A 23,702-nucleotide genomic window follows, 5' to 3' on the forward strand; every position below is an offset into this window, starting at 1 on the left:
ACCGTTTTATGAAATTCGTTTATGACAAGCAGGTAACGCCGCGATGAATTTCACCCAGTTGCGCGCCTTCCGCGCCGTCGCCCAGACCGGCAGTTTTTCCCAGGCCGCCCAGCATCTGGGCGTCAGCCAGCCGGCGGTCACGGTGCAGATCAAGGGGCTTGAGGAAGCGCTTGGCGCGCTGTTGTTCCTGCGTGGCGGCGCGCGCGTGGAACTGACCGCTGAAGGCCGGCACCTGCTCGCCCTGGTGCCGCGCGTCCTGCATCTGCTCGAAGAGATGCAGCACAGCGTGGCCGCAACGCGCGCGCTGATGCGCGGCCAGCTGCGGGTCGGCGTTTCGACGCCGGCAACGATCCTCGGCCTGCTTGCGCTCTATTCCAGCCGCTACCCGGGCATCGACCTCGTGCTGCAGGATGGCAATACCAACGAGTTGATGGACGACCTCGACGGCAACCGGGTCGACGTCATCGTCACCTCGCAGCTTGCCTGCCGCAAACAGCTTTTCAACCTGCCGCTCGGACGCCAGGACCTCGTCCTCGTCGCCCGCTCCGATCACCCTCTGGCCGGAGAGGGCGAAATCGAGCCGCGAATGCTCGAGCGATGGCCGGTTTTGGTCCGCGAGGAACGGTCCGTCACCCGCGCCGTCTTCATGAACGCCATGCGCAAGGCCGGTATCAAGCCGCGCATTGCCGCCAGTCTCGGCAGTCGCGAAATGGTCAAGGAAGCGGCCGCGGCCGGCCTCGGCCTCGGCGTGGTCTTCGACGGCGAGGTCGGCCGGGACGCCCGGCTGTCGATGCTGCGCCTGAAGGTCGACGCCGATCTCGGCACCGAGGTCTATCTGAGCTGCCGTCCAGAACTGGCCGAACTGGGATCGGTCGGCGCGCTCGTCCGCCTTGCCCGCGAAGAGATCGCCGGCAAGACGTGAGCTAGTCCCCGCGCGCGAACAATTTGTGCGCCATCACGCCGACACCCGCCTCGACCGCCTCGCAGGCGTCCAGCACCATATCCTCGCGGAAGCGCCGCCCGACAATCTGCACACCGATGGGCAGGCCGCCATGGAAACCGGCGGCGATATTGCCGGCCGGCAGGCCCATGAAATTCATCGCGAAGGAATAATGCGCCTTGCCGAGCACCTCCATCGCGCCGTCGACGCCTTCGGCGTCGCGGTTCCAGCCGAACACCGGCCCGGTCAGGAACGGGGTCAGCACCAGCGGATAGTCTTGCATGAACAGTAGCCATTGACGCGTGAAGTGAGCCCGCTTGGCCATCGCCTCCAGCAGTTCCACACCCTCGAACGGCGCGAACAGCGAAAAATAGTCCTTGAAGATGCGCTTGATCGTGTCGCTGCCATATTTTTCGATATCCGCCCCCATCAGCGCGTGCACCTCGCCCATCAACGCGCGGTAGCCGATTTCGCCGCATTCGCGTACCAGCGGCGGGTCGATCTCCACGATCTCGTAACCGGCGTCGGCCAGGCAGTCGGCCGCCTTCATGATCGCCGCCTCGACGGCGGGATGCAGATCGAACTCGAACGTATCGCGCGTGACCGCGACGCGCAGCGGCCCCTGCTCGACCGGCCCCTCGAACGGCATCGGCACCATCCACGGATCGTGCGGATCGTAGGCGATCAGCGCCTTCAGCCCGGCGCGCACGTCGCGCACTTCGCGCGCGATCACGCCCTGAACGGACATGATCTGCGCCAGAAGTCCGCGCTCGGCCTTGGCCGACGGATTGTAGGCCGGCACCCGGCCGAGACCAGGCTTGACCGTGGTCGCGCCGGTGGCCGCGCTCGGAAACCGCAGCGATCCGCCGATATCGTTGCCGTGGGCGAGCGCGCCCATGCCCGACATCACCGCCGCCGAGGCGCCGCCGGACGAACCGCCCGGCGAGGCCCAGTCCGCCCAGGGGTTGAACGTGCGCCCGTGCAACTCGTTGTCGGTGGTGGCGCGAAAGGAAAACTCGGGCGTGTTGGTGCGCCCGATCACGATCGCGCCCGCCTTTTTCAGGTTTTTGACCACCGGCGCGTCGTCCGGGGCGATGATATCCTTGAAGGCCGCGACCCCGTTCGGCGTCGCACGGCCCTTCTGGTCGACATTTTCCTTGATCGTCACCGGTACGCCGTGCAGCGGTCCGACCGGCGCGCCCGTCGCCGCCATCCGCGCGTCAAGCTGTCGCGCCTCCACGACCGCCGCGTCGCCGAGATCGTCGACCACGGCGTTGATGGCGCCGTTGCGCGCGCGCATGCGCTCGACATTGGCGGTCACGGCCTCCTCGGCCGAAACCCGCTTGGCCGCGATCTCCTCGGCCAGTTCGCAGGCGCTCAACTGCCACAGGGCGCGTTCGCTCATGCCAGACCCCTTTTTCCTTGCTTCGTTCGGCCGCGCGCCGGCACGACCGTCCCCAACCGGTAGCGCGCGGTTGTCGGCCCGGCAAGCCGCGCCCGCAAGGACCAGCAAAACGCCCGCGATGCGGCCAGCCGCCGCCGCGCGGTCGCACGGCGTCGTCCGCGCGGGCTTGACTTGACGGCGGCCGATCCCGCGAATGGGGCCATGAACGATTCCCCGACCAATGCGACCGAATTCACCGTTTCGGAGATTTCCGTCGCGCTCAAACGTACCGTGGAAGACGCTTTCGGCCATGTGCGCGTGCGAGGCGAGATATCCGGCTATCGCGGCCCGCATTCGTCCGGCCACGCCTATTTCGCCTTGAAGGACGAACGCGCCCGCATCGAGGCCGTGGTCTGGCGCGGCACGTTCTCGCGCCTCAAGATCAAGCCCGAGGAAGGCATGGAGGTGATCGCCCAGGGCAAGCTCACCACCTATCCCGGCTCCTCCAAATACCAGATCGTCATCGACAGTCTCGAGCCGGCCGGCGCCGGCGCGCTGATGGCGCTGCTGGAGGAGCGCAAGCGCAAACTCGCCGCCGAGGGCCTGTTTGAGGACTCCCGCAAGAAACCCCTGCCCTATTTGCCGCGCGTCGTCGGCGTGGTCACCTCGCCGACCGGCGCCGTGATCCGCGACATCCTGCATCGCATTTCCGATCGCTACCCGCTGCATCTGGTCGTCTGGCCGGTGCGCGTGCAAGGCGAGACCTCCGGCCAGGAGGTGGCGAACGCCGTTTCAGGCTTCAACGGGCTCGCTCCCGGAGCAGGCCGGCCCGACATCATCATCGTGGCGCGCGGCGGCGGCAGCCTGGAAGATCTTTGGGGCTTCAACGACGAGGCGGTGGTGCGCGCGGTCGCGGCCTCGCAGATCCCGGTGATCTCGGCCGTCGGCCACGAGACCGACTGGACGCTGATCGACCTCGCCGCCGACAGGCGCGCGCCGACGCCGACAGGCGCTGCCGAGATGGCGGTGCCGGTCAAGGCCGAACTGGAGGCGACGCTCGCCAGCCTGGCCGCGCGGCTTGCCGGCGCGATCTCGCGCACGGGCGAACGCAAACGCCAGGCACTCAGGGCCTCCGCGCGCGCCCTGCCGTCGGCCGACCAGCTTCTCGCCCTGCCGCGGCGGCGCTTCGACGAGGCGGCCGCCAGGCTGACACGTGGCCTCCAGGTCAATGTCGACAGCAAGCGTCTGCGCCTGCGCGGGCTGCGCCTGACGACGGTCGCGCTCGAAAGACGCCTCGGCGAAGCGCGCCGGGCCGTTGCGCAGACCACCACGCGCATGTCCGGTGCCCAGGACGCGCTGGTGCGCGATCGCCGCACGCGGCTGGCGACCGCCTTCGCGCGGCTCGGTTTCGATCCGCTGCTGCGCCGGGTCAGGACCGCCCGCGAGCACCTGTCGGGCCTCGCCCGGCGCCGCGACCGGGCGATAGCGCAAACGATCGAGCAGCGCAGGAACGGCCTCGCCAATACCGAACGGCTGCTGTTGAGCATGTCCTACAAATCAGTGCTCGACCGCGGTTTCGCGCTGGTCAGCGATGCAAACGGCAATCCGGTCAAACGCGCCGCCGGGCTCGCAACCGGCGATCAGGTGGCGCTGCGTTTCGCCGACGCGACAGCCGACGCCGTAATCGTCGGCAGCGAACCGGCAACGCCCCGCAAGCCGCGTCCGCCACGCGAAAAAACGGTGCCGGGCGGTCAGGGCTCGCTGTTCGAATAGGCCGATCACGCCTGCCGCGCGAATGCCGGCGCCGATCCATGTGTCCGGCACGATGTTTCGGGGCGGCGAGCCGGCTTGCGCCGGGCGCAAACCTGCCATGCACAAACGAGGCTTTTGTTTGTGCGGCGCACACCTATCTACCGGTCATCAGATTTGACACGCAGAAAGGGCAACCGCCGTGAGCCTTATTCACAATTATCGCAACTGGCGCCGGTACCGGCATGCGGTGAGCGAACTCAACCGCCTCAGCGACCGCGAACTGCACGATATCGGCCTTAATCGCGCCGAAATCCCGGTGGTCGCGCGCAGGACCCTCTAGATCCGGAATTCCGGCGGGTTTCCTCCTCCCTGCCCGCCGGTAGCGGGCGGCGCGCTCCTCCTCCCATTTCGCGCCGTCCGACGTTAGAAGGCCCGCCGTTCCTCCCCGGCGGGCCTTTTCTTTGTGGCAACGTCAGGCAAGGCCGTCGCACCGTCCGTGCGCCAGGGTGCAGCGGGTGAGCACCGCCTACCTTCGCAATCTCGCGTCGGTTTTCGCTCAACGACAACCAAACATGCCTTGCCGCTCCTGTTGAGCCGCCGAACTCGCACAGGCCGGGTCGGATCGGGTCGCAGCGAAATCAGGCGCGTGCGGAAATCACGTTTGAGACATGCGGAAAGCGCAACGCCTTTCCATCAAGGTAATCGCCCAGCCCGGCAAGGAACTCGTCAATCGCCATTTCGATACTGGTTTCGGCGAGTTCGGACAGCTTGTCGCCCGTATGCATCCCACCCATGGCGCCTGCCGCAAAGGCTCTGCCATCGGGATGGCCGAGCATCAGGCTCACCGTCTCGATTGTGACGTCGCGAAACCCGGCACCTTCAAAAAGCTCTCGAATTTCGTCCGCGTCCGGCAGGCTGCAGATCGCGCGTACAGCCGCCCCGGCCTGCGGGCCGACATGCTTGTCCAGCGCTGCCGCCTGCGATTTGAGCAGTGGATTGACGGACAAGTCCTTCTGAACGCAAAAAATGACCTTCCCGCCACGTTTCATGACACGACGCAATTCACGCAACGCCGCGGGACGGTCCGGAAAGAATTGAAGGGCCTGCTGGCAGAAGGCGACATCGAAACGGTCGCTCTCAAACGGCAAATCACCCGCATCGGCTTCAACCCATTCTGCCTTTTGCCCGAGCCGCGCGGCCAGGTCGCGCGCCACGCCAAGCATGTCCCCATTGTGATCGGCGGCAGTCAGACTTCCGGTCGATAGGCCCGATTTTGCGATTTCCCGTGTCACAACGCCGGTGCCGCAGGCGAGATCGAGCACGTTCTCCCCGCCCTGGAGCGCCGCGCGATCGATCAGCTCCCGCGCCCAGGGTTCGAAGATTACCGGCACAAGGACGGATTGATAACGTTCCGCGAAATTCCGAGCATTCGTCGGGCCGTTGGCCATCTGGATTGCCCTCCTCGACCATTCGCGGAATAGGCTATCACAGTTCCATGAAATCGACCGCTTAGGGCCCGAAGCTGACCTTTGGATTTGCCGTGAGGGGGCGCACCAGCGCCGCGGATGGAGATAGGCTGCTTGCCCTCTGCGGCCGGCAAACCGAGCCAAGACGCGACTGCGCGCCAAGCGTGAGGCAAAAGGGCAAATGCCCGGGCTGTCAGGGTTTTTGAAAAATGGTACGGTTGGGTGGATTCGAACCACCGACCTCAGGAGCCACAATCCTGCGCTCTAACCAACTGAGCTACAACCGCACGGCGCCTCTTGCGAAAGGCTGGAGTGCAATACGGTCAAATTCCCCCGAATGCAAGGGCGGGCATGCCGTTTGAACGCATGAAAAAGGCCGGCTGAAACCGGCCTTTTTCCACGGTGCGCCCGCGAAGGGATCGGCGCGGCTTGCCGCCGCGCATCGATAGGCCGGATCACGCGGCCTTGATGTCTTTCATGGTCTTTTCAAACGCGGTCTTGACCGGCTTGGCGATGTCTTCGGCGGCCTTCGACGACACAGCCTGCATATCCTTGGCCTGATCGACCAGCATCTCGACATTCTTGCGCACGAAGCCGGTCTGCAGCTCGACAAACTCCGAGATGGTCTTGGCGCCGATCAGCGCTTCGAGATGGCCGAAGCCGGCCTCGGCATTGGCGCGCATCGCGGCGACCGCCTTCAGCGACACTTCGTCGCCGGCCTGCTTCATGGTCTCGAAGCTTGTTTCCAGCGTCTTCTGCGCGTCCTCGGCACCGGCCTTGAACTTGGCGTAGGCGTCCTTCGACTGCTCGAGGCTCTTTTCGGCGAATGAGCGGAGCTGGTCGGTGGCTTTTTCAGCGTCGAAAGTGGGGAATTCGATCGTTTCTGCGGTTTTGGCGGTTTTCGACATGGAGGATCTCCTCTTCAAGTGACTGCGACCCGATGCAAGACAAAACAGGCCGCTTCATCTTCAATATAGCGCATTTGATTGTGCATTGCAACATGATTGCTGCATTGCAGCATTCCAGCGGATCAGGTTAACCAACCAGCCAGATTCCGCTCGCCAGACCGCCCCAAATTGTGGACGTTCGCGGTGGTCTCTTTTATTAACGAACTCTTAACACCGGGGCGGGTTCCAGCGAATTCGGATTGATGCGTATGGCGTCCAGCGACTACTCGTTCATAGATATCGCCGTAATGGACGAGGTCCGTTCCCGTTTCGCCGCCGGCGACGCGCTGGCTATACTTTCGGCCGATATCGGCGAGGTGATCTGGGCCAATGGTCCCGGCGCAAAACTGTTCGGCTACCCCGACATCGAGGCGATCCTGGGCGCCGAAACCGGGCTGACCGTCGCGCAACGCCGTCAGATCGCCGCCACGCCCGGCTTTCCCGAGATCGGCCGAGAACGACCGCTTGCTCTGCGCCTGTCCAGCGGCAGCACCAGCCGCGCGGTCACGTTCCTGGCCACCGGCCTCGACCTGCCGGATGGAGAACGGGCGATCCTGCTCGCCGCCCCCGCGCCGGCGGCAACCGCGCGCGACCCAGAAACGGTGCAGCGGCGCGCCATATCGGGTTTCACCGAAGCCGGCTATTTCGCCGCCCTGATCGACGAAAACGGCACCGTGCTGGCCGCCGCGCCCGGTTTCGACACGCTGGAAATCGCCCCGGCGACGCTTTTTGACCTCGTGCAGGAGGTCGCCGACGAAGGCGACCGGCTGGTCAAACGTCGGATCGCCGCGCACAGCGGCAACATTCCCGCCGGCATCGCCCGGTTGACGGACGCGCCTGCCATGCACCTGCTGATCGCGGTTGACGACGCCGAACCGCGGGCCGGCGCGCCCGCTTCTGTCGACGACAATTCGCCGGCCGACCCGCGCGCTGCCCCGCCCGATACCGCACCCGAAACCGGACCGGCCTTAGTCGACGACGGGCCCGGAGACGTGTTCGCCGCGGTTGGCGACGATGCGCTCGACGCAGACGAGACCGCCGCACCGGAGGATCGGCCCGTCGGGGCAAACGGTCGCGGTCAGGTTGACCGGTGGTATTTCGACACGGATCGCCCGGCGCGGTCGCAGGGCGCCGCCGACAAGGCTCCTTACGCCGGCACGCCGGCAACGCCCGAACCGCCGCGTGAGGCGGCGGATGACGGCGAGCCCGAGACATCGCCGCCCGACGACGCCGCGCTGCTTGAGACCCTGCAAAGCTCGGGTCCGCTGCGTTTTGTCTGGCGCACCGATGCCGACGGGCGCATCAGCATGATCGCGGAGGACTTCGCCGACGCGGTGCATATGCCCGTCGACGCGATCGCGGGCCGCGACTTCTCGGACCTGACGCAACGCTACGGGCTTGACCCCGATGGCGAAATCGCCGGCCTGCTGGCGCGGCGCGACACCTGGTCCGGCAAGACGGTCTTGTGGCCGGTCGAGGGCACCGCGCTGCATATTCCCGTCGACCTGGCGGCCTTGCCGATCTACGGGCGCGAGCGTCAGTTCGAGGGATTTCGCGGTTTCGGCATCGCCCGCATGGCCGACGCGGCGGTCGATCCGCAATCGCGCGGCCTCGCGCCCGCGGACAAAACGCCGGCCGGCGACGAGGTACAGGAGCCCCCCCGCGCGCCTGCCTCCGCTGTCGGCGCGGACACGACCGACCGACCGGCAGACGATGGAGACACGGAGGCGTCCGCGGTCGATGGTCGTGAAAAGATCGTTCATCTGGAAACGCGGCGCACCGGTCCGGCCGCGCGCGCGCTGTCATCGAGCGAGCATGACGCGTTCCGCGAAATCGGCGACCGTCTCAAGGATGTGACCGGCGAGCGTGCGCTGCCGGAGAATGCGGAAGACGGCTCGTCATCCGAGACCCGGCCTCCCGCCGATAATGACGACCGCAGGGTCGCCGACGCACAGCGCCCGGACGAAACCGGTCGGACCGAAGGTTCCAGCGCCGACGGCCACGCTGACGCCTCGTCCGCTGTCGGCCCGCGCACAACCGCGCATCCCGAAACCGACGGCGAAACCCCGCCCGGCGACAGCGAAACCGCCGGCAAGGACGCGGGCGCCGCGCGACCGGCTGCCGGCGCCGCCGACCAGGACGAGCCCGCCGGGGCCCGGCAGGCCCTTTCCGGCGACACCGTCCCGCCCGACGCCGACAGCGCGCGCGAGACGGCATCATCCGGCGACATACCCGCGCAACCGATCACAGCACAAACGCGCGAGCAGCCCGCAGACCGGCCGGCGACCGCAATCGTGCCGTCCGCCTTCGCCGCGGCGGGCGCCAACGACCAGGCGCGCCAGGTCGACGTGTCGGTATTTGCCAAGCTGCCGATCGCGCTGCTTGTCCATTCCGGCGACGTTCTGCACTTCGGCAATCCGGCCTTCTGGCACATGACAGGCTACGCCTCGCTGGACGATCTCGACGAAGCCGGCGGGCTCGGCGCGCTGTTTGTCGAGCACTACGAGACGCTGGACAAAGACAAGGACGGCGCCGCCATGCTGCGGACCAGGGATGGCCGCGAATTTCCGGTCCGGGCGCATCTCCAGTCGGTGCCCTGGCGTGAGCGCAAGGCGCTGCTTCTGGCCCTGACGCCGCTCGAGCGGACGGCCGAACAGGATGCGGCCTCCGACATCGCGCTCGCCGACGCACGCGTGGCCGAAATGGGCACCATCCTCGATACCGCGACCGACGGCATCGTCTTGATCGACGACAACGGCACGATCCGCTCGCTCAACCGACCCGCCGAGGCGTTGTTCGGCTATGATGCCGCCGACATGACGGGCAAGCCCTTCGTGTCGCTGTTTGCCGTGGAGAGCCAGAAGGCGGCCCGCGACTATCTGCAGGGCCTGTCGGAAAACGGCGTCGCCAGCGTCCTCAATGATGGCCGCGAGGTGATCGGGCGCGAGGCGCAGGGCCGTTTCATCCCGCTGTTCATGACCATCGGCCGGCTGCCCGCCGGCGGTTTCTGCGCCGTGATGCGCGACATCACGCAATGGAAACGCGCCGAGGAGGAATTGACCAAGGCGCGCGCGCTCGCCGAAACGGCCTCCTCGCAAAAAACCGATTTTCTGGCGCGCGTCAGTCACGAGATCCGCACGCCGCTCAACGCCATTATCGGCTTTTCGGAACTGATCCTCGACGAAAAATTCGGTCCGATCGGCAATGAGCGCTACCGCGACTACCTGCGCGACATCAACCGCTCGGGCAATCACGTCCTCGACCTTGTCAACGACCTGCTCGACATCTCCAAGATCGAGGCGGGCGAGCAGGAACTCGCCTACGAGGCGGTGCCGCTCAACGAGACGCTGGCCGAGATCGTGGCCATGATGCAGCCGCAGGCCAACCGCGAACGCGTCATCATCCGCTCCAGCTATCCCGCGCACCTGCCCGATGTCGTGGCCGATCTGCGCAGCATCCGCCAGATCGCGCTCAACCTGTTGTCGAACGCGGTCCGTTTCACGCCGCCCGGCGGCCAGGTGATCGTCTCCACCGCCTATGAGGCGACCGGCGACGTGGTCATGCGCGTGCGCGACACCGGTGTGGGCATGTCCCGCGCCGAGATCGAACAGGCACTCAAGCCCTTCAAGCAGATCAATTCGCTGAAACGCAAACGCAGTGACGGCACCGGACTGGGCCTGCCGCTTACCAAGGCGATGGTGGAAGCCAACCGGGCCAATTTCTCGATCCACTCGACGCCCGGCGAAGGCACGCTTGTCGAGGTGTGCTTCCCCTCGACCCGCGTTCTGGCCGACTGATCCGGCACGGTCTCGACCGCATCCGTCCGCGCTCGCGATGCCGGGCGCAAGAGCCGGTCCTGCCGTACCGCATTCGCCCGGCCCTGGTCTTTCGAGCCCCTTGCAGCGTCGCGCGCGGCTCGCACTGCCTCCACCGCGTCGCCGCGCGCTCCTGGCCGGTGTGCGGAATTGCGACGGTCAGACGATTCCGCTTGGGGACAAACGGCTCTGGTTTCATGCGCGCCGGGAAAACTTGAGGCAGGAAGGCAGCAATTTCCAATACTTGACAATTCCAGTTTAGAATAATTCTAAACTATTGATTTTTATCGCTTTTTTCTTGACGTCAGCGCCTCTTTGTCTCAATAGGGGATAATTGCGGCCGGATCTGGCGTCCTGCCGTAAAACCAAGCAATCCCCCATCAGGAGGAGCCTGATTTCAATGTCCCATGCGATCCATCGCTTCCGCAGCGCCGGCATTGCCGCGTTCGCCTTGACCTTCCTGGCCGGCCCGGCGTTGGCCGATGGCGAGGTCAACATCTATTCCTACCGCCAGCCGGACCTGATCAAGCCGCTGCTCGACGCCTTCACCGAGCAGACCGGGATCGCCGCCAACGTGCTGTTCCTGAACAAGGGGCTGGAGGAAAAGATCGAGGCGGAAGGGGTCAACTCGCCGGCCGACCTGATTTTCACCGTCGATATCGGCCGTCTGTCCAACGCCAAGGAAAAGGGCATCACCCAGCCGCTCTCCGACGAGGCGATCAACGCCAACATCCCCGCGCAATACCGCGACCCCGAGGGCCACTGGTTCGGCCTGACGACGCGCGGCCGCGTGGTCTACGCCTCCAGGGACCGTGTCGGGCAGGACACCATCACCTATGAGGAGCTCGCCGATCCGAAATGGAAGGGCAAGATCTGCATCCGCAGCGGCCAGCACGCCTACAATCTGGCGCTGTTCGCCTCCATGATCGCCCATCACGGCGAGGACTATACCAGGACCTGGCTGACCGGCCTGAAGAACAACCTCGCCCGCAAGCCGGACGGCAACGACCGCGCCCAGGCCAAGGCGATCTATGCTGGCGAATGCGATATCGGCATCGGCAACACCTATTATGTCGGTCTGATGCAGACCAACGACAAGGAGCCGGAACAGAAGGACTGGGCCAAGTCGATCAAGGTCCTGTTTCCGAACGGCGAGGATCGCGGCACCCATGTCAACATTTCCGGCATGGCGCTGGCCAAGCATGCGCCCAACAAGGACAACGCCGTGAAGCTGATGGAATTCCTGGCGAGCCCCAAGGGTCAGGAGATCTATGCCGAGCAGGTCTTCGAATATCCGATCGGCCCCGGCACGGAGCCGTCGGACATCGTCAAGGGCTTCGGCGAGATCATGCCCGACCCGCTGCCGCTCGACGAGATCGCCAACAACCGCAAGACCGCGTCCGAACTGGTCGACACGACCGGGTTTCAGGATGGCCCGGCAAGCTGAGCGCCACAGCGCCACTGACGAAACAGGGCCGGATCGCCGATCCGGCCCTGTTTGCATGACGTTTATGGACGGCCTGGGGAGACGCGAGGGATCATGACGGCGCAAACGGTCTCGCATGATGTCGCCGCCGCCGCGCCGGTCGCTCGTCGCGACCGGCATGTTGCCGCGCTCTTGCCTGCCATCGTCATAGCCGGGCTCGCCGTCCTGCCGATTGCGGTCGTGATTGCGATCGCTCTGACGGGCTCCGGCGAGGACTGGCCGCATCTCGTCAGGAACGTGCTGCCAGGCGCCACCGCGACCACGTTGGCGCTGCTTGCCATGGTGGCCGTCGGCACCGCGACGATCGGCGTCACCTGCGCCTGGCTGGTCGTCGCCTACGACTTTCCCATGCGCCGGCTTCTCGCCTGGGCCCTCGTCCTCCCGCTTGCCGTGCCGCCCTATCTCGCCGCCTACGCATTCGGCGAGTTCTTCCTGTTCACCGGCCCGGTTCAGACGGCCCTGCGCGCCCTGTTCGGCTTCCAGTCGGCGCGCGATTACTGGTTTCCCGACATCCGCTCCACGACCGGCACCGCCATCGTCCTGTCGTCGGTGCTGTTTCCCTATGTCTACCTGACCGTGCGCGTCGTCTTTTTGATGCAGGGTCGCAACATCGCCGACGTCGCCCGCACGCTGGGCGCAGCGCCGGTGCGCGTCTTTTTCCGTATTCTCCTGCCGGTCGCACGGCCGGCCATCATCGCCGGCTGCGCGCTGGTCCTGATGGAAACGCTCAACGATATCGGCGCGGCCGAGTATCTCGGCGTCAACACGCTGACCATCGCCGTCTTCACCACCTGGTTGAATCGCGGCAGCCTCGAAGGCGCGGCCCAGATATCGACCGTCATGCTCTTTCTGGTGCTGGCGCTGCTTTATGCCGAGCGTATGGCGCGGCGCAACCAGCGCTTTCACGGCGCCAGGGCGACGCACATGAAAGCCCGGCCGCCACGGGTGCGGCTCGACGGCGCGCGCAAATGGTTGGCCACGATGGCCGTCCTCTTTCCGGTTCTGTCCGGATTCGGCATCCCGGCCTATGTGTTTTGCGGCTACGCGGCGCGGCGCCTGGACCAACTCGCCGAGCCCGCGCTCCAGCAGGCGTTCGTCACCAGCGTGTTCACCGCCGGCTGCACCGCGCTCGTCACGGTCGCGATAGCGCTGGTGCTGGTCAACGCGACCCGCCTATCGCGCACGGCCGCCGTCGGCGCGGTGGCGCGGCTGTCGGCCAGCGGGTATGCGCTTCCGGGAACCGTGCTCGCTCTGGGCCTTCTGTTCGCGCTGACCCGACTCGACAACGCCGTCGACTCCTTTGCGCGCACCTATCTCGGCCTGTCGACCGGGCTGTTGCTGAGCGGCACGGCGGCTGCCGTGATCATCGCCTGCACCGTCCGGTTCCTGGCTCTGGCCGAGGGCGCAATTCGCTCCGGGCTCGAAAAACTGCCGCCCCATCTCGACGAGGCGGCGCGCAGCCTGGGGCACACGCCGACGGCCAGCGCCCGCAAGGTGTTGTTTCCACTTCTGAAGCCGGCGCTCGCAACCGCGGCCGTTCTCGTCTTCGTCGACACGATGAAGGAGCTTTCCGCCACCATTTTGCTGCGCCCGTTCGGGTTTTCGACGCTCGCCACACATGTCTACGAAAACGCCTCGCGCGGTGTTGTCGAGGACGGCGCCGTGGCAGCCCTGCTCATCATTCTCACAGCGCTGGTACCGGTGGTGTTGCTGTCCCGCGCCCTGATGCGCGATGCCGACGCGACGATGTGAGCCTGCTCCGCCAACCCGACAAAAAAGAAGGCGCCCAATAGGACGCCTTATTAGAATTCGGGCTGTCACGCGAGGACTTGAGCAAATGCGGGCGCCCGCCAATCGGCCTGGAACAGCACCCTCAAGTTACGCACGACTATCGGCGTCATCCCTTAACAAAATCTTACCGGGGCGGCTCGATATTTACCGAAGTGTACCACTTCTTCCACTTAGGTAAATTTCGACTTCACCGTTTGCTAACCATGCGCGGCTCAGTTTTGCAGCTGCGAAAGCCCCGCGAAATAGGCCAGCGCCTCCGGATTGGCGAGGGCCTCCTTGTTCTTCACCGCGCGGCCATGCACCACGTCGCGGACGGCCAGTTCTGTGATCTTGCCCGACTTGGTGCGCGGGATGTCCTTGACCGCCACGATGCGGGCCGGCACGTGCCGCGGGCTGGCGCCGGTGCGGATCTTGGTGCGGATGCGCTTTTCCAGCGCCTCGTCGAGAACGACGCCGTCGGCGAGCCGCACGAACAGCACCACACGCACGTCGTCGTCCCAGTCCTGGCCGATGCAGATCGCTTCGATTACCTCGTCCATCTGCTCGACCTGGTTGTAGATCTCGGCTGTCCCGATCCGCACCCCGCCCGGATTGAGCGTGGCGTCCGAGCGCCCATGAATGATGAAGCCGTCATGCTCGGTGCGTTCGGCGAAATCGCCGTGACACCACACATTGTCGAACCGGTCGAAATAGGCGGCATGATATTTGGCGCCGTCGGGATCGTTCCAAAACATGATCGGCATTGACGGAAACGCCCGCGAGCAGATCAGCTCGCCCTTTTCGCCGCGCACCGGCCGGCCGTCATCGTCCCACACGTCGACCGCCATGCCGAGCCCCGCACCCTGGATCTCGCCGCTCCAGACCGGCCGCGTCGGCACACCCAAAACGAAACACGACACGATATCCGTGCCGCCCGAGATCGAGGCAAGGTGCACATCGGCCTTGATGCCCGAATAGACGAAGTCGAATCCTTCCGGCGACAGCGGCGAGCCGGTCGACGAAATCCCCCGCACCGTGGAGAGGTCATGCGTGGCGATCGGCTGCAGCCCCGCCTTGCGCACCGAATCGATGAATTTCGCCGAGGTGCCGAAATAGGTCATCTTCTCGGCCTGGGCATAGTCGAATAGCGCGTTGCCGTCGGGATAGAACGGCGAGCCGTCGTAAAGCAGCAGCGTGGCGCCCACCCCAAGGCCTGACGCCAGCCAGTTCCACATCATCCAGCCGCAGGTGGTGAAGTAGAACAACCGGTCGCCCTTGCCGATGCCGGCGTGCAGCCGCAGCTCCTTGAAATGCTGCAAAAGCGTGCCGCCGGCCGAATGCACGATGCACTTGGGGATGCCGGTCGTGCCGGAGGAAAACAGGATGTAGAGCGGATGCGAGAAGGCCAGCCGCTCGAAATATAGCGGTTTCGGCGCGTAGGGCCGCAGCGCCGTCTCCAGCGCCGTCGCGCGATCGAAACCTGCCGCGACCTCTTCAGCCTCGCCGAGATAGTCGACGATCAGCGCCAGGCGCACGCTCGGCAGCTTGTCGAGCACCTTGCCGATCTTGTCGGCGACCGCGATCCGCTTCCCGGCATACCAGTAACCGTCGCAGGCCACGAACACGACCGGCTCGATCTGGCCAAAGCGGTCGAGAACGCCCTGCTCGCCGAAATCGGGCGAGCAGGACGACCAGATCGCGCCGATCGATGTTGCCGCCAGCATGCAGGCCACCGTCTCGGGCATGTTGGGCATCATCGCGGCAACGCGGTCGCCCGCCTTCACCCCGGCGTCGAGCAACGCCTGCTGCAGCCTGGATACCAGCGCGCGCAGATCGTCCCACGACAGGCGGCGCTCCACCTTGTCCTCGCCGCGAAACACGATCGCTTCCTCGGGGCCGCTCCCGCCGAGCAGGTTTTCGGCAAAGTTCAAACGCGCGTCGGGAAAAAATTCGGCGCCCGGCATGCGCTCGCCATTGACGAGCATCCGTTCACCCTTTTGGCCGACGACCCCGCAGAAATCCCAGAGCAGAGACCAAAACGCCTCGCGATCCTCGACTGACCAGGCATGCAACTCTTCATAAGTGTTGAAGACCCGGCCGGCACGCTTGGATGCATCGGCCATGAATGCCATGATGGGTGCCCTGCGGACAGCGTCGGGCGATGGGGTCCAAAGCGGGTCTGTCCGAGACATCGAGATCCTCCAATTGTCGTCGCGCGGTTATGCATTGGGCGCCGCAAGAGGGCAAGGCGCCATGGTCGCCATCCCGGGCCGCGCCATCGCCCGGCCACAATGGCTTGAAATGGCATGGAGCCTCGTGCAAACCGGACGGCGCGTGAACCGCTGGCGGTGCGAGAGCAGGAGTTGAGCAACACGGATGCGATCGCGACGGGCACGAAGAGGCATCTGGATCGTTGTTGCCGGCATGGCGGCCGTGCTCGTCGTCCTGGCCGCGCTGCCTTATGTCGCCTCGACCCAGCTCGTGCGCAATCGCATTGCCCAGGAAATCGGCAACTGGACCGGCTATCGCGTCGTCTTGCGCGGTACGCCACGCATCGACGTGTGGCCGGTTTTGCGGGCCGATCTCGCCGACGTCGCCTTCCTGGAATGGGGCGAGCCCAACGCGCCTCCCGTCCTTCAGGCCGAGCGGGTCGAACTCGACCTGTCGGCGATCGCCGCCCTTGGCGGCGAAGTGTCCTTTTCCAAAATGGTGCTGGTGCGCCCGCGGTTGCGGCTCAAACAGACACCGGGCCCGTTTCCGTTGCCGGCCGGCACGCGTGGCGGGCGCATCACGCGGGCGATCAACGCCACGCGCGCGCTCGTGGAAGCCAATCCCGCCGCCCCCGATACCAGCCTGATACCGAAAGACGCGCTCGGCACGGTCGAGTTCGTCGACGGCCAGATCGTGCTCGCCAACAGCGACGGCACGGAGGAAACGCTGGTGTCCGACATGTCGGGCCGTGCCGGCTGGCCATCGCTCGACCGTGCCTTGACCGTGGTGGCGAAAGCCGTCTGGCGCGGGGAGAACGTTGCCATTGAATCCACCGTCAACCAGCCGCTGGCGCTGTTTGCCGGCGGCAACGCCAGCGTCGATTTTTCCCTCGCCTCCGCGCCGCTCACCCTCGACTATGACGGGCTCGTCACCTTCTCCAACAGCGGCTTCATCGACGGCAAGACGACATTGTCGTCGCCGTCGCTGCGTCGTGTGCTGGAATGGTCGCAAACCGAAATATCACCGGGCAGCGCCGTCGGCGCGGCCTCCGTTTCCGGCCGCGTTATCGGCGACATGAGCCGGCTCAAGGTCGAGGACGCCAAGATCGTTTTCGGCGGCAATCCCGGCATGGGCGCGATCGATCTGTCCTTTGCCGGCCCGGTGCCCTCCGTGACCGGCACGCTCGCCTTCGAGACGCTCGACATCTACACCTTCCTGTCGGCCTTTTCGCCGAGCCCGGGCGGGGCGATCGTCTGGAACGAACAGATCGACATCTCCTTCGCGCACGAACTGGGGCTCGATCTGCGCCTGTCGGCGGACAAGGCCACGGCCGGCGCATTGTCGATGAGCCAGGTCGCCGCGACCGTCCAGGTCAAGGACGGGCTTGCCGCCTTCGACATTTCCGACGCGACCGCCTTTGGCGGCACCGTGCAGGCGGGCTTGCGGATCGAGCCGCGCGAGGACGGCAAGGCGGCGCAACTGCGCATTCTGGCCACCGACATCGACACCGCGCAAGCTGAAACCGCCATGCAACTGACCCCGCCCGTGCCACGGGCCAGAGGAACCGTCTCCGTCATTCTCGACAGCACCGTGACGGTTTGGAAGGATTTCCTGCCCAGGGCCAGCGGCTCGGTAGCGGTCAAGCTCGGCTCCGGCACCATCGCCGGCCTCGACCTGCCGGGCTTTCTCGCGCGCGCCAGGCAAGGCGGCTTCTTCCCTCTGAGCGACGTCTCCAACGGAAATCTGCCCATCGAAAGCGCGGAACTGAAGGCGACGGTCGCCAATGGCGTCGCTCGTCTCGATACCGCCAGGGCGATATCGGGAGATCAGGCCATCTCGCTGACCGGGATCGTGCCTTATGTCGGCCGCGGCCTGGCTCTGTCGGGCATGATCGCCCCGCGGCAACTCGCCGGCGACACCCAGCCGCCCGGTGAGATGTCCGCCTTTTTCGTCGGCGGGTCCTGGAGTGCGCCCTTCGTGTCGCCGATGCTGGCGCCGGTCGAGCCGACGGAATAGGCACGCTGTTTCTTGACGGCGGCGAATCGCGCTAATGTCGTCCCGGCGCCGATCGGCAGACGAGCCTCCCGGGCCGCTGCCGCGACGACCGGTGCGCGGGAGCGCCGGTGTCACGCGCGGGGGAAAATGTGTTTCGCTTGCTGTCCGGCCTGTTCAAGATCGCGCTCGTCTCGCTGATCACCGGGGCGGGGCTTTCGGCTTTCGACATCACCGCCGCCGACATCCTCGCCGATCTTGGCCTGACGCCCGAATCCGTGCTCGCGCTGATCGAGCGCGGCGTTGCCTGGGCGATCCCCAACATCGTCTTGGGCTCGATGGTGATCGTGCCGATCTGGCTCGTCATCTATCTGCTGCGCCCGCCGCGCAGCTAGGCTCCTTTGATCCCTTGCCGCGGCCTGCACACCGGCCGGGGCGACGACAACCGCATCGCGGCCTGCGCGTCGCGCTGCCGCTGCACTTCGCGGCGCTTGTTGACAAGCGAGGCGGCGACCACGCCGACCGTGACGATGGCGATCAGGATGGTGCAGACCGCGTTGATTTCCGGCGTCACGCCGAGGCGGACCTGACTGTAGATCTTCATCGGCAAGGTCGTCGCCCCCGGCCCGGAGGTGAAGCTCGCAATCACCAGATCGTCGAGCGACAGGGTAAAGGCCAGCATCCAGCCCGATACGATGGCCGGCATGATCACCGGCAGGGTAATGGCGAAGAAGGTCTTGACCGGCGGCGCGCCGAGATCCATCGCCGCCTCCTCCAGCGAGCGGTCGAACGTCAACAGCCGCGATTGCACCACCACCGCGACGAAACACATGGAAAAGGTGATGTGGGCGAGCGTCACGGTCATGAAACCGCGATCGAAACCGATCGCCACGAAAAGCAGAAGCAGTGACAGCCCGGTGATCACCTCCGGCATCACCAGCGGCGCGAACACCATGCCGGAAAACAGCACCCGCCCGCGAAACCGGGTGTAGCGCGTCAGCGCCAGCGCCGCCAGCGTGCCGAGCACGGTGGCGACCGTGGCCGAAACGAGCGCGACCCGCGCCGTCACCCAGGCCGCGTCGAGCAGCCCGCGATTGTTGAACAGCTCGAAATACCATCTGGTCGAGAATCCGGCCCAGACCGTGACTAGCTTGGATTCGTTGAAGGAATAGACGACCAGAAGCACGATCGGCAGATACAGAAACGCAAATCCGGCGACGATCGAGACGATGTTGAACCGTGTCCAAGACCCCGTCATCGGTCCTGCTCCTGCGCGCGCGCCTGCACCTGCTGGAAATACATGATCGGCACCACCAGGATCAAAAGCAGCACCACCGCCACCGCCGATGAGACCGGCCAGTCGCGATTGTTGAAGAATTCGCTCCACAGCGTCTTGCCGATCATCAACGTGCGCGATCCGCCGAGAAGATCGGGGATGACGAATTCGCCCACGGCCGGGATGAAGACCAGGAGACAGCCGGCCACCACGCCGGGTATCGCCAGCGGAAAGGTGATCTTCCAGAACGCCGCGATCGGCGGGCAGCCGAGGTCCTGCGCCGCCTCGATCAGCGAGTAGTCCATCTTTTCCAGCGACGCATAGAGCGGCAGCACCATGAAGGGCAGGTAGGAATAGACGATGCCGATGAAGATCGCCGTGTGGGTGTTGAGGATGATCAGCGGTTCGTCGATGACCCCGATCCACAGCAGGAACTGGTTGAGCAGGCCCTCCGGTTTCAAGATGCCGATCCAGGCGTAGACCCTGATCAGAAAACTGGTCCAGAACGGCAGGATGACGAGCATCAAAAGCGTCGGCCTGAGTGCGGCCGGCGCCCGTGCCATGCCGTAGGCGATCGGAAAGCCGACCAGCAGCGTGATCGCGGTCGACACAGCCGCGATCACGATGCTGGAAATATAGGCGTTGACGTAGAGCGCGTCCTCCGTCAGCCAAAGGTAATTGTCGATGCCGAGTTGCGCCAGATTGGCGAAAAAACCCGATACGCCGTCGGAAAACGAAAAGACCGGCGTGTAGGGCGGCATCGCGATCACCGTGCCCGAAAGCGAGATCTTGAAGACGATCAGGAACGGGACCAGGAAGAAGACCAGCAGCCACAGATAGGGGATGAGGATGACCAGGCGGCTCGCGACGGCGGTGGCTAGGCGTTTCATCGACATCTCCTAGCGCGTCAGCACCACACCGGCATCGGGCCTGAAGGATATCCACGCCCGGTCGTGCCAGGTCAGCAGTTCCTGCGAAACGCGGGCGCTGTTCATGGTGCTCGCCTTGACGATGCGGCCGTCGTCGAGCCGGATGTGAAAGATGGTCATATCGCCGAGATAGGCGATGTCGTAGATCTCGCCCTCGGCCGCGTTGCTGTCGGTCTTGTCCGGCTTGGCCGCGCTCACCTTGATCTTTTCCGGCCGGATGGCGAACCAGACCCGGTTGCCGGGCGCCGCGTCCCCGGCATCCTCGGCCAGGATCGTCAGCCCCTGGCCGTCCTCGATCCGCGCGACGCCGTTTTCGCGTCCCTTCAGCTCGCCCTCGATCAGATTCACCGTGCCGACGAAATCGGCCACGAAGCGCGAACCGGGCGCCTCGTAGATCTCGGCCGGCGTGGCCACCTGCACCACCTCGCCCTTGTCGAGAATGGCGATGCGGTCGGCCATGGTCATCGCCTCCTCCTGGTCGTGGGTGACGACGATGAAGGTCAGGCCGAGATCGTACTGCAGGTCGACCAGCTCGAACTGCGTTTCCTCGCGCAGTTTCTTGTCGAGCGCGCCCAGCGGCTCGTCGAGCAGCAGAACCTTGGGGCGCTTGGCCACCGAGCGCGCCAGCGCCACGCGCTGGCGCTGGCCGCCCGAGAGCTGGTGCGGCTTGCGTTTGGCAAACTGTTCGAGCTTGACCAGCTTGAGCATTTCGCCGACCCGCTTTTCGATATCGGCTTTCGCCATGCCGTCCTGTTTCAGGCCGAAGGCGATGTTCTGCTCGACGCTCATATGGGGAAACAGCGCGTAGGACTGGAACATCATGTTGACCGGCCGGCGATAGGGCGGAATGCCGGCAAGATCCTGCCCGTCGAGCAGGATGCGGCCGGAGGTCGGCGCTTCGAAGCCGGCCAGCATGCGCAACAGGGTCGACTTGCCGCAGCCCGACGCGCCCAGAAGCGCAAAGAATTCGCGCTCGTAAATATCCAGCGACAGTGAATCGACGGCGGTGAAGTCGCCGAATTTCTTGGTGATGTTGTCGAACGAGATATAGGGCTTGGCCGAGGCGTCGGCCCAGGGCGCGAAACTTCTGCGTATGCTGCCGAGTGACTTCATGATGCCCCCGCCGGACCAGGCCCTGCGGCCCCGGTGCCCGGCACCGGGGCCGTGAGCGGATTATTGTCCGGTGACGACCCGGGTCCACAGGCGGGTGATGCGCCGCTGTTCCTTCGAATCGTAAGGCATGGTCGTATAGAGATTGGCCAGCGTCTCGTCGTCGGGATAGACCGCCGGATCGCCGATCACGTCCTCCTCCAGCAGCTCCTGCGAAGCCTTGTTGCCGTTGGCGTAGTAGACATAATTCGACGCCTTGGCGATCACTTCGGGACGCATGATGTAGTTGAGGAACTCATGCGCTTCCGCGCTGTTGTTGGCGTCGGCCGGGATCGCCATCTGATCGAACCACATCTGCGCGCCCTGTTTGGGGATCGCATAGTCGACCACCACGCCCTGATCGGCCTCCGCGGCGCGGTCGCGCGCCTGGAAGATATCGCCCGACCAGCCGATCGCCATGCAGATATCGCCGTTGGCGAGCGCGTTGATATATTCGGAGGAGTGGAATTTGCGGATGCTCGGGCGGATCGACAGAAACAGCTCCTCCGCCTTGGCCAGGTCATCGGCGTCGGTGCTGGTCGGCTCCAGACCGAGATATTTCAGCGCCGCCGGCACCATCTCGGCGGGCGCGTCGAGCATGTGGACCCCACATTCGGCGAGTTTGCCGATCATCTCGGGCTTGAACACCACGTCCCAGCTGTCGATGCGCTCGATGCCGAGCGTGTCCTGCACCTTCTTGACATTGTAGCCGATGCCGGTGGTGCCCCACATGTAATTGATCGAATAGGCATTGTCGGGATCGTATTTTTGCGTCCTGTCCGCGATCATGTCCCACATGTTGGACAGGTTCGGCAGCTTCGACTTGTCGAGCTTCTGGAACACGCCGGCCTGGATCTGCCGGGCCAGAAACGTGCCCGTCGGCACCACCACGTCGTAGCCGGTTCCGCCGGCGAGCAGCTTGGTCTCCAGGATTTCGTTGGAATCGAAGACGTCGTAGACGACCTTGATGCCGGTTTCCTTGGTGAAGTCCTCCAGGATCGACTCGTCGATATAATCGGACCAGTTGTAGACGTTGACGGTCCGCTCCTGGGCGGCCGCGCCGAAGGACAGGATGGCCGCAAGCGAGGTGGCGGCGAGCAACGCGATGCTGCGTGACATGAAAACGTCTCCTCTGTCTGATCCCCTGCCGGCCCTGGCTTGTTTTTTTATCGAGCCGGTTTTGCTCAAAGCCTATTGACGAAATTTCACCGCGACAAGCGGGAAATTTCGCCGCCGATCAAAGATAGGTTGTGCGCTCCAGCGGCGTGATCTCCCCCCAGAAGGCAAGGATTTCGGCGCGCTTGAGATCCTTGTAGACCTTGGCCAGAAGCGGGCCGAGGGCGCGGTCGACAAAGGCGCTTTTTTCCATCAACTGCAGGGCGTCGTCCATGTCGTCGGGCAAAAACAGCCCGTCATCGTCATAGGCGTTGCCTTCCACCGGCGGCGGCGGCACGAGACCGCCCTCGATGCCCTCCGTCATGCCCTGGAGCAGGGCCGCCAGCACCAGGTAGGGATTGGCGTCGGCGCCGGCGATGCGGTGCTCGACCCGGCGATTGTCCTCGTTGGAAACGGGAATGCGCAACGCCACCGAGCGGTTGTTCTCCGCCCAGACCGCCCGCGTCGGCGCATAGGAGCCCGGCGTAATGCGGCGGAACCCGTTCCAGGTATTGATAAACAAAAGCAGCGATTCCGGCATGGTCTTCAGCAGGCCGGCCACCGCCGACTCCAGCCGCGCCCGGCCGCCCTCCCCGCCAAAGATGTTGCGCTCGTCGCGGTCGAGCATGGAGGCATGCACATGCATGCCGTTGCCGGCATATTCCAGGAAGGGTTTGGCCATGAAGGTGGCGGTGAGCCCGTGTGCGCGCGCGCAGCCAATCACGATGCGACGCAGCAGGATGACGTCGTCGGCCGCCTTCAGCGGGTCGGCGCGATGTTTGAGATTGACCTCGAACTGGCCGGGCGCGGCCTCCTTGATGATCGTGTCGATCGGCAGGTCCATCTCCTGCGCGGCGTCGCGGATCATGTCGAACAGGTCGGCGTGCTCGGCCAAATCGTCGAGCCCGTACATCCGCAACCGGTCGGGCCCGGCGGTGGCACCGACCGGAGCCGGCATGCCGTCGTCCCAGTCGGTTTCGGGATCGAGCAGGTAGAATTCGAGCTCGAAGGCGACGACAGGGAAAAACCCCTTCTCGTTGACCTCGGCGATCTTCTTCTTCAGCACCTGGCGCGGATCGGCCAGGAAGGGTTCGCCCTCCGGCGTGAAGGTCTGCAACAGCACCTGCGCGGTCTTGCGCTTGGCCCAGGGCACGATCGACAGCGTGCCGCGCGTGGCCCGGCAATAGCCGTCCTTGTCGCCGGTTTCGATATGCAGCCCGGTCTCGTTGACCTCGCGCCCCCACACGTCGAGCCCGTGCAGCGACATGGGAAAATTCACCCCGGCGAGATAGGCTTTTTTCAAGGCATCGCCCGGCGCCCACTTGCCGCGCATGACGCCGTTGGGATCGACCAGCAGGAATTCGACCGCTTCGAGATCGGGATGCTTTTCCACGAAAGCGCGATACTCGGCCTCGTGCTCGGCCGAGGCG

Annotated in this window: 17 protein-coding genes and 1 tRNA gene; 8 read left to right on the forward strand and 10 right to left on the reverse strand. The window is 65.2% G+C overall.

Annotated elements, in window-relative coordinates; genetic code table 11:
- Positions 1 to 43 precede the first annotated feature (43 nt).
- Positions 44 to 922, forward strand: a complete 879-nt coding sequence (locus tag ACT2B0_RS13815; protein ID WP_473458397.1) for a LysR family transcriptional regulator — start codon at positions 44 to 46, stop codon at positions 920 to 922.
- A 1-nt stretch (position 923) separates the two neighbouring features.
- On the opposite strand, the gene ACT2B0_RS13820 is transcribed toward ACT2B0_RS13815, so the two are convergent.
- Entirely contained in the window at positions 924 to 2,345 is a 1,422-nt protein-coding gene (locus ACT2B0_RS13820; RefSeq protein ID WP_473458399.1) for an amidase family protein, read from the reverse strand.
- A gap of 201 nt (positions 2,346 to 2,546) precedes the next feature.
- On the opposite strand from ACT2B0_RS13820, the gene xseA reads away from it, so the two are divergent.
- Together xseA and ACT2B0_RS13830 are read left to right on the forward strand one after the other, a co-directional pair.
- Positions 2,547 to 4,097 carry an exodeoxyribonuclease VII large subunit gene (xseA, locus tag ACT2B0_RS13825; protein WP_473458401.1) on the forward strand — a complete coding sequence of 517 codons (1,551 nt, stop codon included), beginning with the start codon at positions 2,547 to 2,549 and terminating at the stop codon, positions 4,095 to 4,097.
- Positions 4,098 to 4,275: 178 nt separating this feature from the next.
- On the forward strand, positions 4,276 to 4,416 hold the full coding sequence (locus ACT2B0_RS13830) for a DUF1127 domain-containing protein (protein ID WP_343040987.1): 141 nt from the start codon (positions 4,276 to 4,278) through the stop codon (positions 4,414 to 4,416).
- Between the two features lie 298 nt (positions 4,417 to 4,714).
- Here the strand turns inward: ACT2B0_RS13830 and ACT2B0_RS13835 are convergent, their stop codons facing one another.
- From ACT2B0_RS13835 to ACT2B0_RS13845, 3 genes are all read right to left on the reverse strand, one after another.
- Positions 4,715 to 5,524 carry a class I SAM-dependent methyltransferase gene (locus ACT2B0_RS13835; protein ID WP_473458403.1) on the reverse strand — a complete coding sequence of 270 codons (810 nt, stop codon included), beginning with the start codon at positions 5,522 to 5,524 and terminating at the stop codon, positions 4,715 to 4,717.
- A gap of 228 nt (positions 5,525 to 5,752) precedes the next feature.
- A tRNA-His gene (locus tag ACT2B0_RS13840) sits at positions 5,753 to 5,829 on the reverse strand.
- A gap of 168 nt (positions 5,830 to 5,997) precedes the next feature.
- Positions 5,998 to 6,450, reverse strand: a complete 453-nt coding sequence (locus tag ACT2B0_RS13845) for a phasin (protein ID WP_473458405.1) — start codon at positions 6,448 to 6,450, stop codon at positions 5,998 to 6,000.
- Positions 6,451 to 6,698: 248 nt separating this feature from the next.
- On the opposite strand from ACT2B0_RS13845, the gene ACT2B0_RS13850 reads away from it, so the two are divergent.
- The 3 genes from ACT2B0_RS13850 to ACT2B0_RS13860 all read left to right on the forward strand — a co-directional run bounded on the left by ACT2B0_RS13850 (position 6,699) and on the right by ACT2B0_RS13860 (position 13,542).
- Positions 6,699 to 10,286, forward strand: a complete 3,588-nt coding sequence (locus ACT2B0_RS13850) for a histidine kinase dimerization/phospho-acceptor domain-containing protein (RefSeq protein WP_473458407.1) — start codon at positions 6,699 to 6,701, stop codon at positions 10,284 to 10,286.
- A 418-nt stretch (positions 10,287 to 10,704) separates the two neighbouring features.
- The gene (locus ACT2B0_RS13855; protein ID WP_473458409.1) at positions 10,705 to 11,751 is read left to right on the forward strand and encodes a Fe(3+) ABC transporter substrate-binding protein; all 1,047 of its coding nucleotides are present in this window, start codon (positions 10,705 to 10,707) and stop codon (positions 11,749 to 11,751) included.
- Positions 11,752 to 11,844: 93 nt separating this feature from the next.
- Positions 11,845 to 13,542, forward strand: a complete 1,698-nt coding sequence (locus ACT2B0_RS13860) for an ABC transporter permease (protein WP_473458411.1) — start codon at positions 11,845 to 11,847, stop codon at positions 13,540 to 13,542.
- 251 nt (positions 13,543 to 13,793) lie between these two features.
- On the opposite strand, the gene ACT2B0_RS13865 is transcribed toward ACT2B0_RS13860, so the two are convergent.
- A complete protein-coding gene (locus tag ACT2B0_RS13865; protein WP_473458413.1) occupies positions 13,794 to 15,752 on the reverse strand; it encodes an acetoacetate--CoA ligase in 1,959 nt (652 codons plus the stop codon).
- A gap of 232 nt (positions 15,753 to 15,984) precedes the next feature.
- On the opposite strand from ACT2B0_RS13865, the gene ACT2B0_RS13870 reads away from it, so the two are divergent.
- Together ACT2B0_RS13870 and ACT2B0_RS13875 are read left to right on the forward strand one after the other, a co-directional pair.
- Positions 15,985 to 17,787, forward strand: a complete 1,803-nt coding sequence (locus ACT2B0_RS13870) for an AsmA family protein (protein ID WP_473458415.1) — start codon at positions 15,985 to 15,987, stop codon at positions 17,785 to 17,787.
- Positions 17,788 to 17,915: 128 nt separating this feature from the next.
- A complete protein-coding gene (locus tag ACT2B0_RS13875) occupies positions 17,916 to 18,158 on the forward strand; it encodes a DUF6460 domain-containing protein (RefSeq protein WP_106570735.1) in 243 nt (80 codons plus the stop codon).
- Here the strand turns inward: ACT2B0_RS13875 and ACT2B0_RS13880 are convergent.
- From ACT2B0_RS13880 to ACT2B0_RS13900, 5 genes are all read right to left on the reverse strand, one after another.
- A complete protein-coding gene (locus ACT2B0_RS13880; RefSeq protein WP_473458418.1) occupies positions 18,155 to 19,021 on the reverse strand; it encodes an ABC transporter permease in 867 nt (288 codons plus the stop codon). The two genes, ACT2B0_RS13875 and ACT2B0_RS13880, sit on opposite strands and share 4 nt — an antisense overlap.
- Positions 19,018 to 19,929 (reverse strand): ABC transporter permease subunit, encoded by a 912-nt coding sequence (locus tag ACT2B0_RS13885; protein ID WP_473458420.1) that lies wholly within the window; start codon positions 19,927 to 19,929, stop codon positions 19,018 to 19,020. Before ACT2B0_RS13885 ends, ACT2B0_RS13880 begins: the two co-directional genes overlap by 4 nt.
- A 9-nt stretch (positions 19,930 to 19,938) precedes the next feature.
- A complete protein-coding gene (locus ACT2B0_RS13890; protein ID WP_106570738.1) occupies positions 19,939 to 21,081 on the reverse strand; it encodes an ABC transporter ATP-binding protein in 1,143 nt (380 codons plus the stop codon).
- A 60-nt stretch (positions 21,082 to 21,141) separates the two neighbouring features.
- Positions 21,142 to 22,236, reverse strand: coding sequence for a polyamine ABC transporter substrate-binding protein (locus ACT2B0_RS13895; protein ID WP_473458422.1), 1,095 nt, complete (start codon positions 22,234 to 22,236; stop codon positions 21,142 to 21,144).
- Positions 22,237 to 22,354: 118 nt separating this feature from the next.
- On the reverse strand, positions 22,355 to 23,665 hold the full coding sequence (locus ACT2B0_RS13900) for a glutamine synthetase family protein (RefSeq protein ID WP_473466002.1): 1,311 nt from the start codon (positions 23,663 to 23,665) through the stop codon (positions 22,355 to 22,357).
- Positions 23,666 to 23,702 lie beyond the last annotated feature (37 nt).

The organism is Nitratireductor sp. J20-h4, from assembly GCF_056780505.1.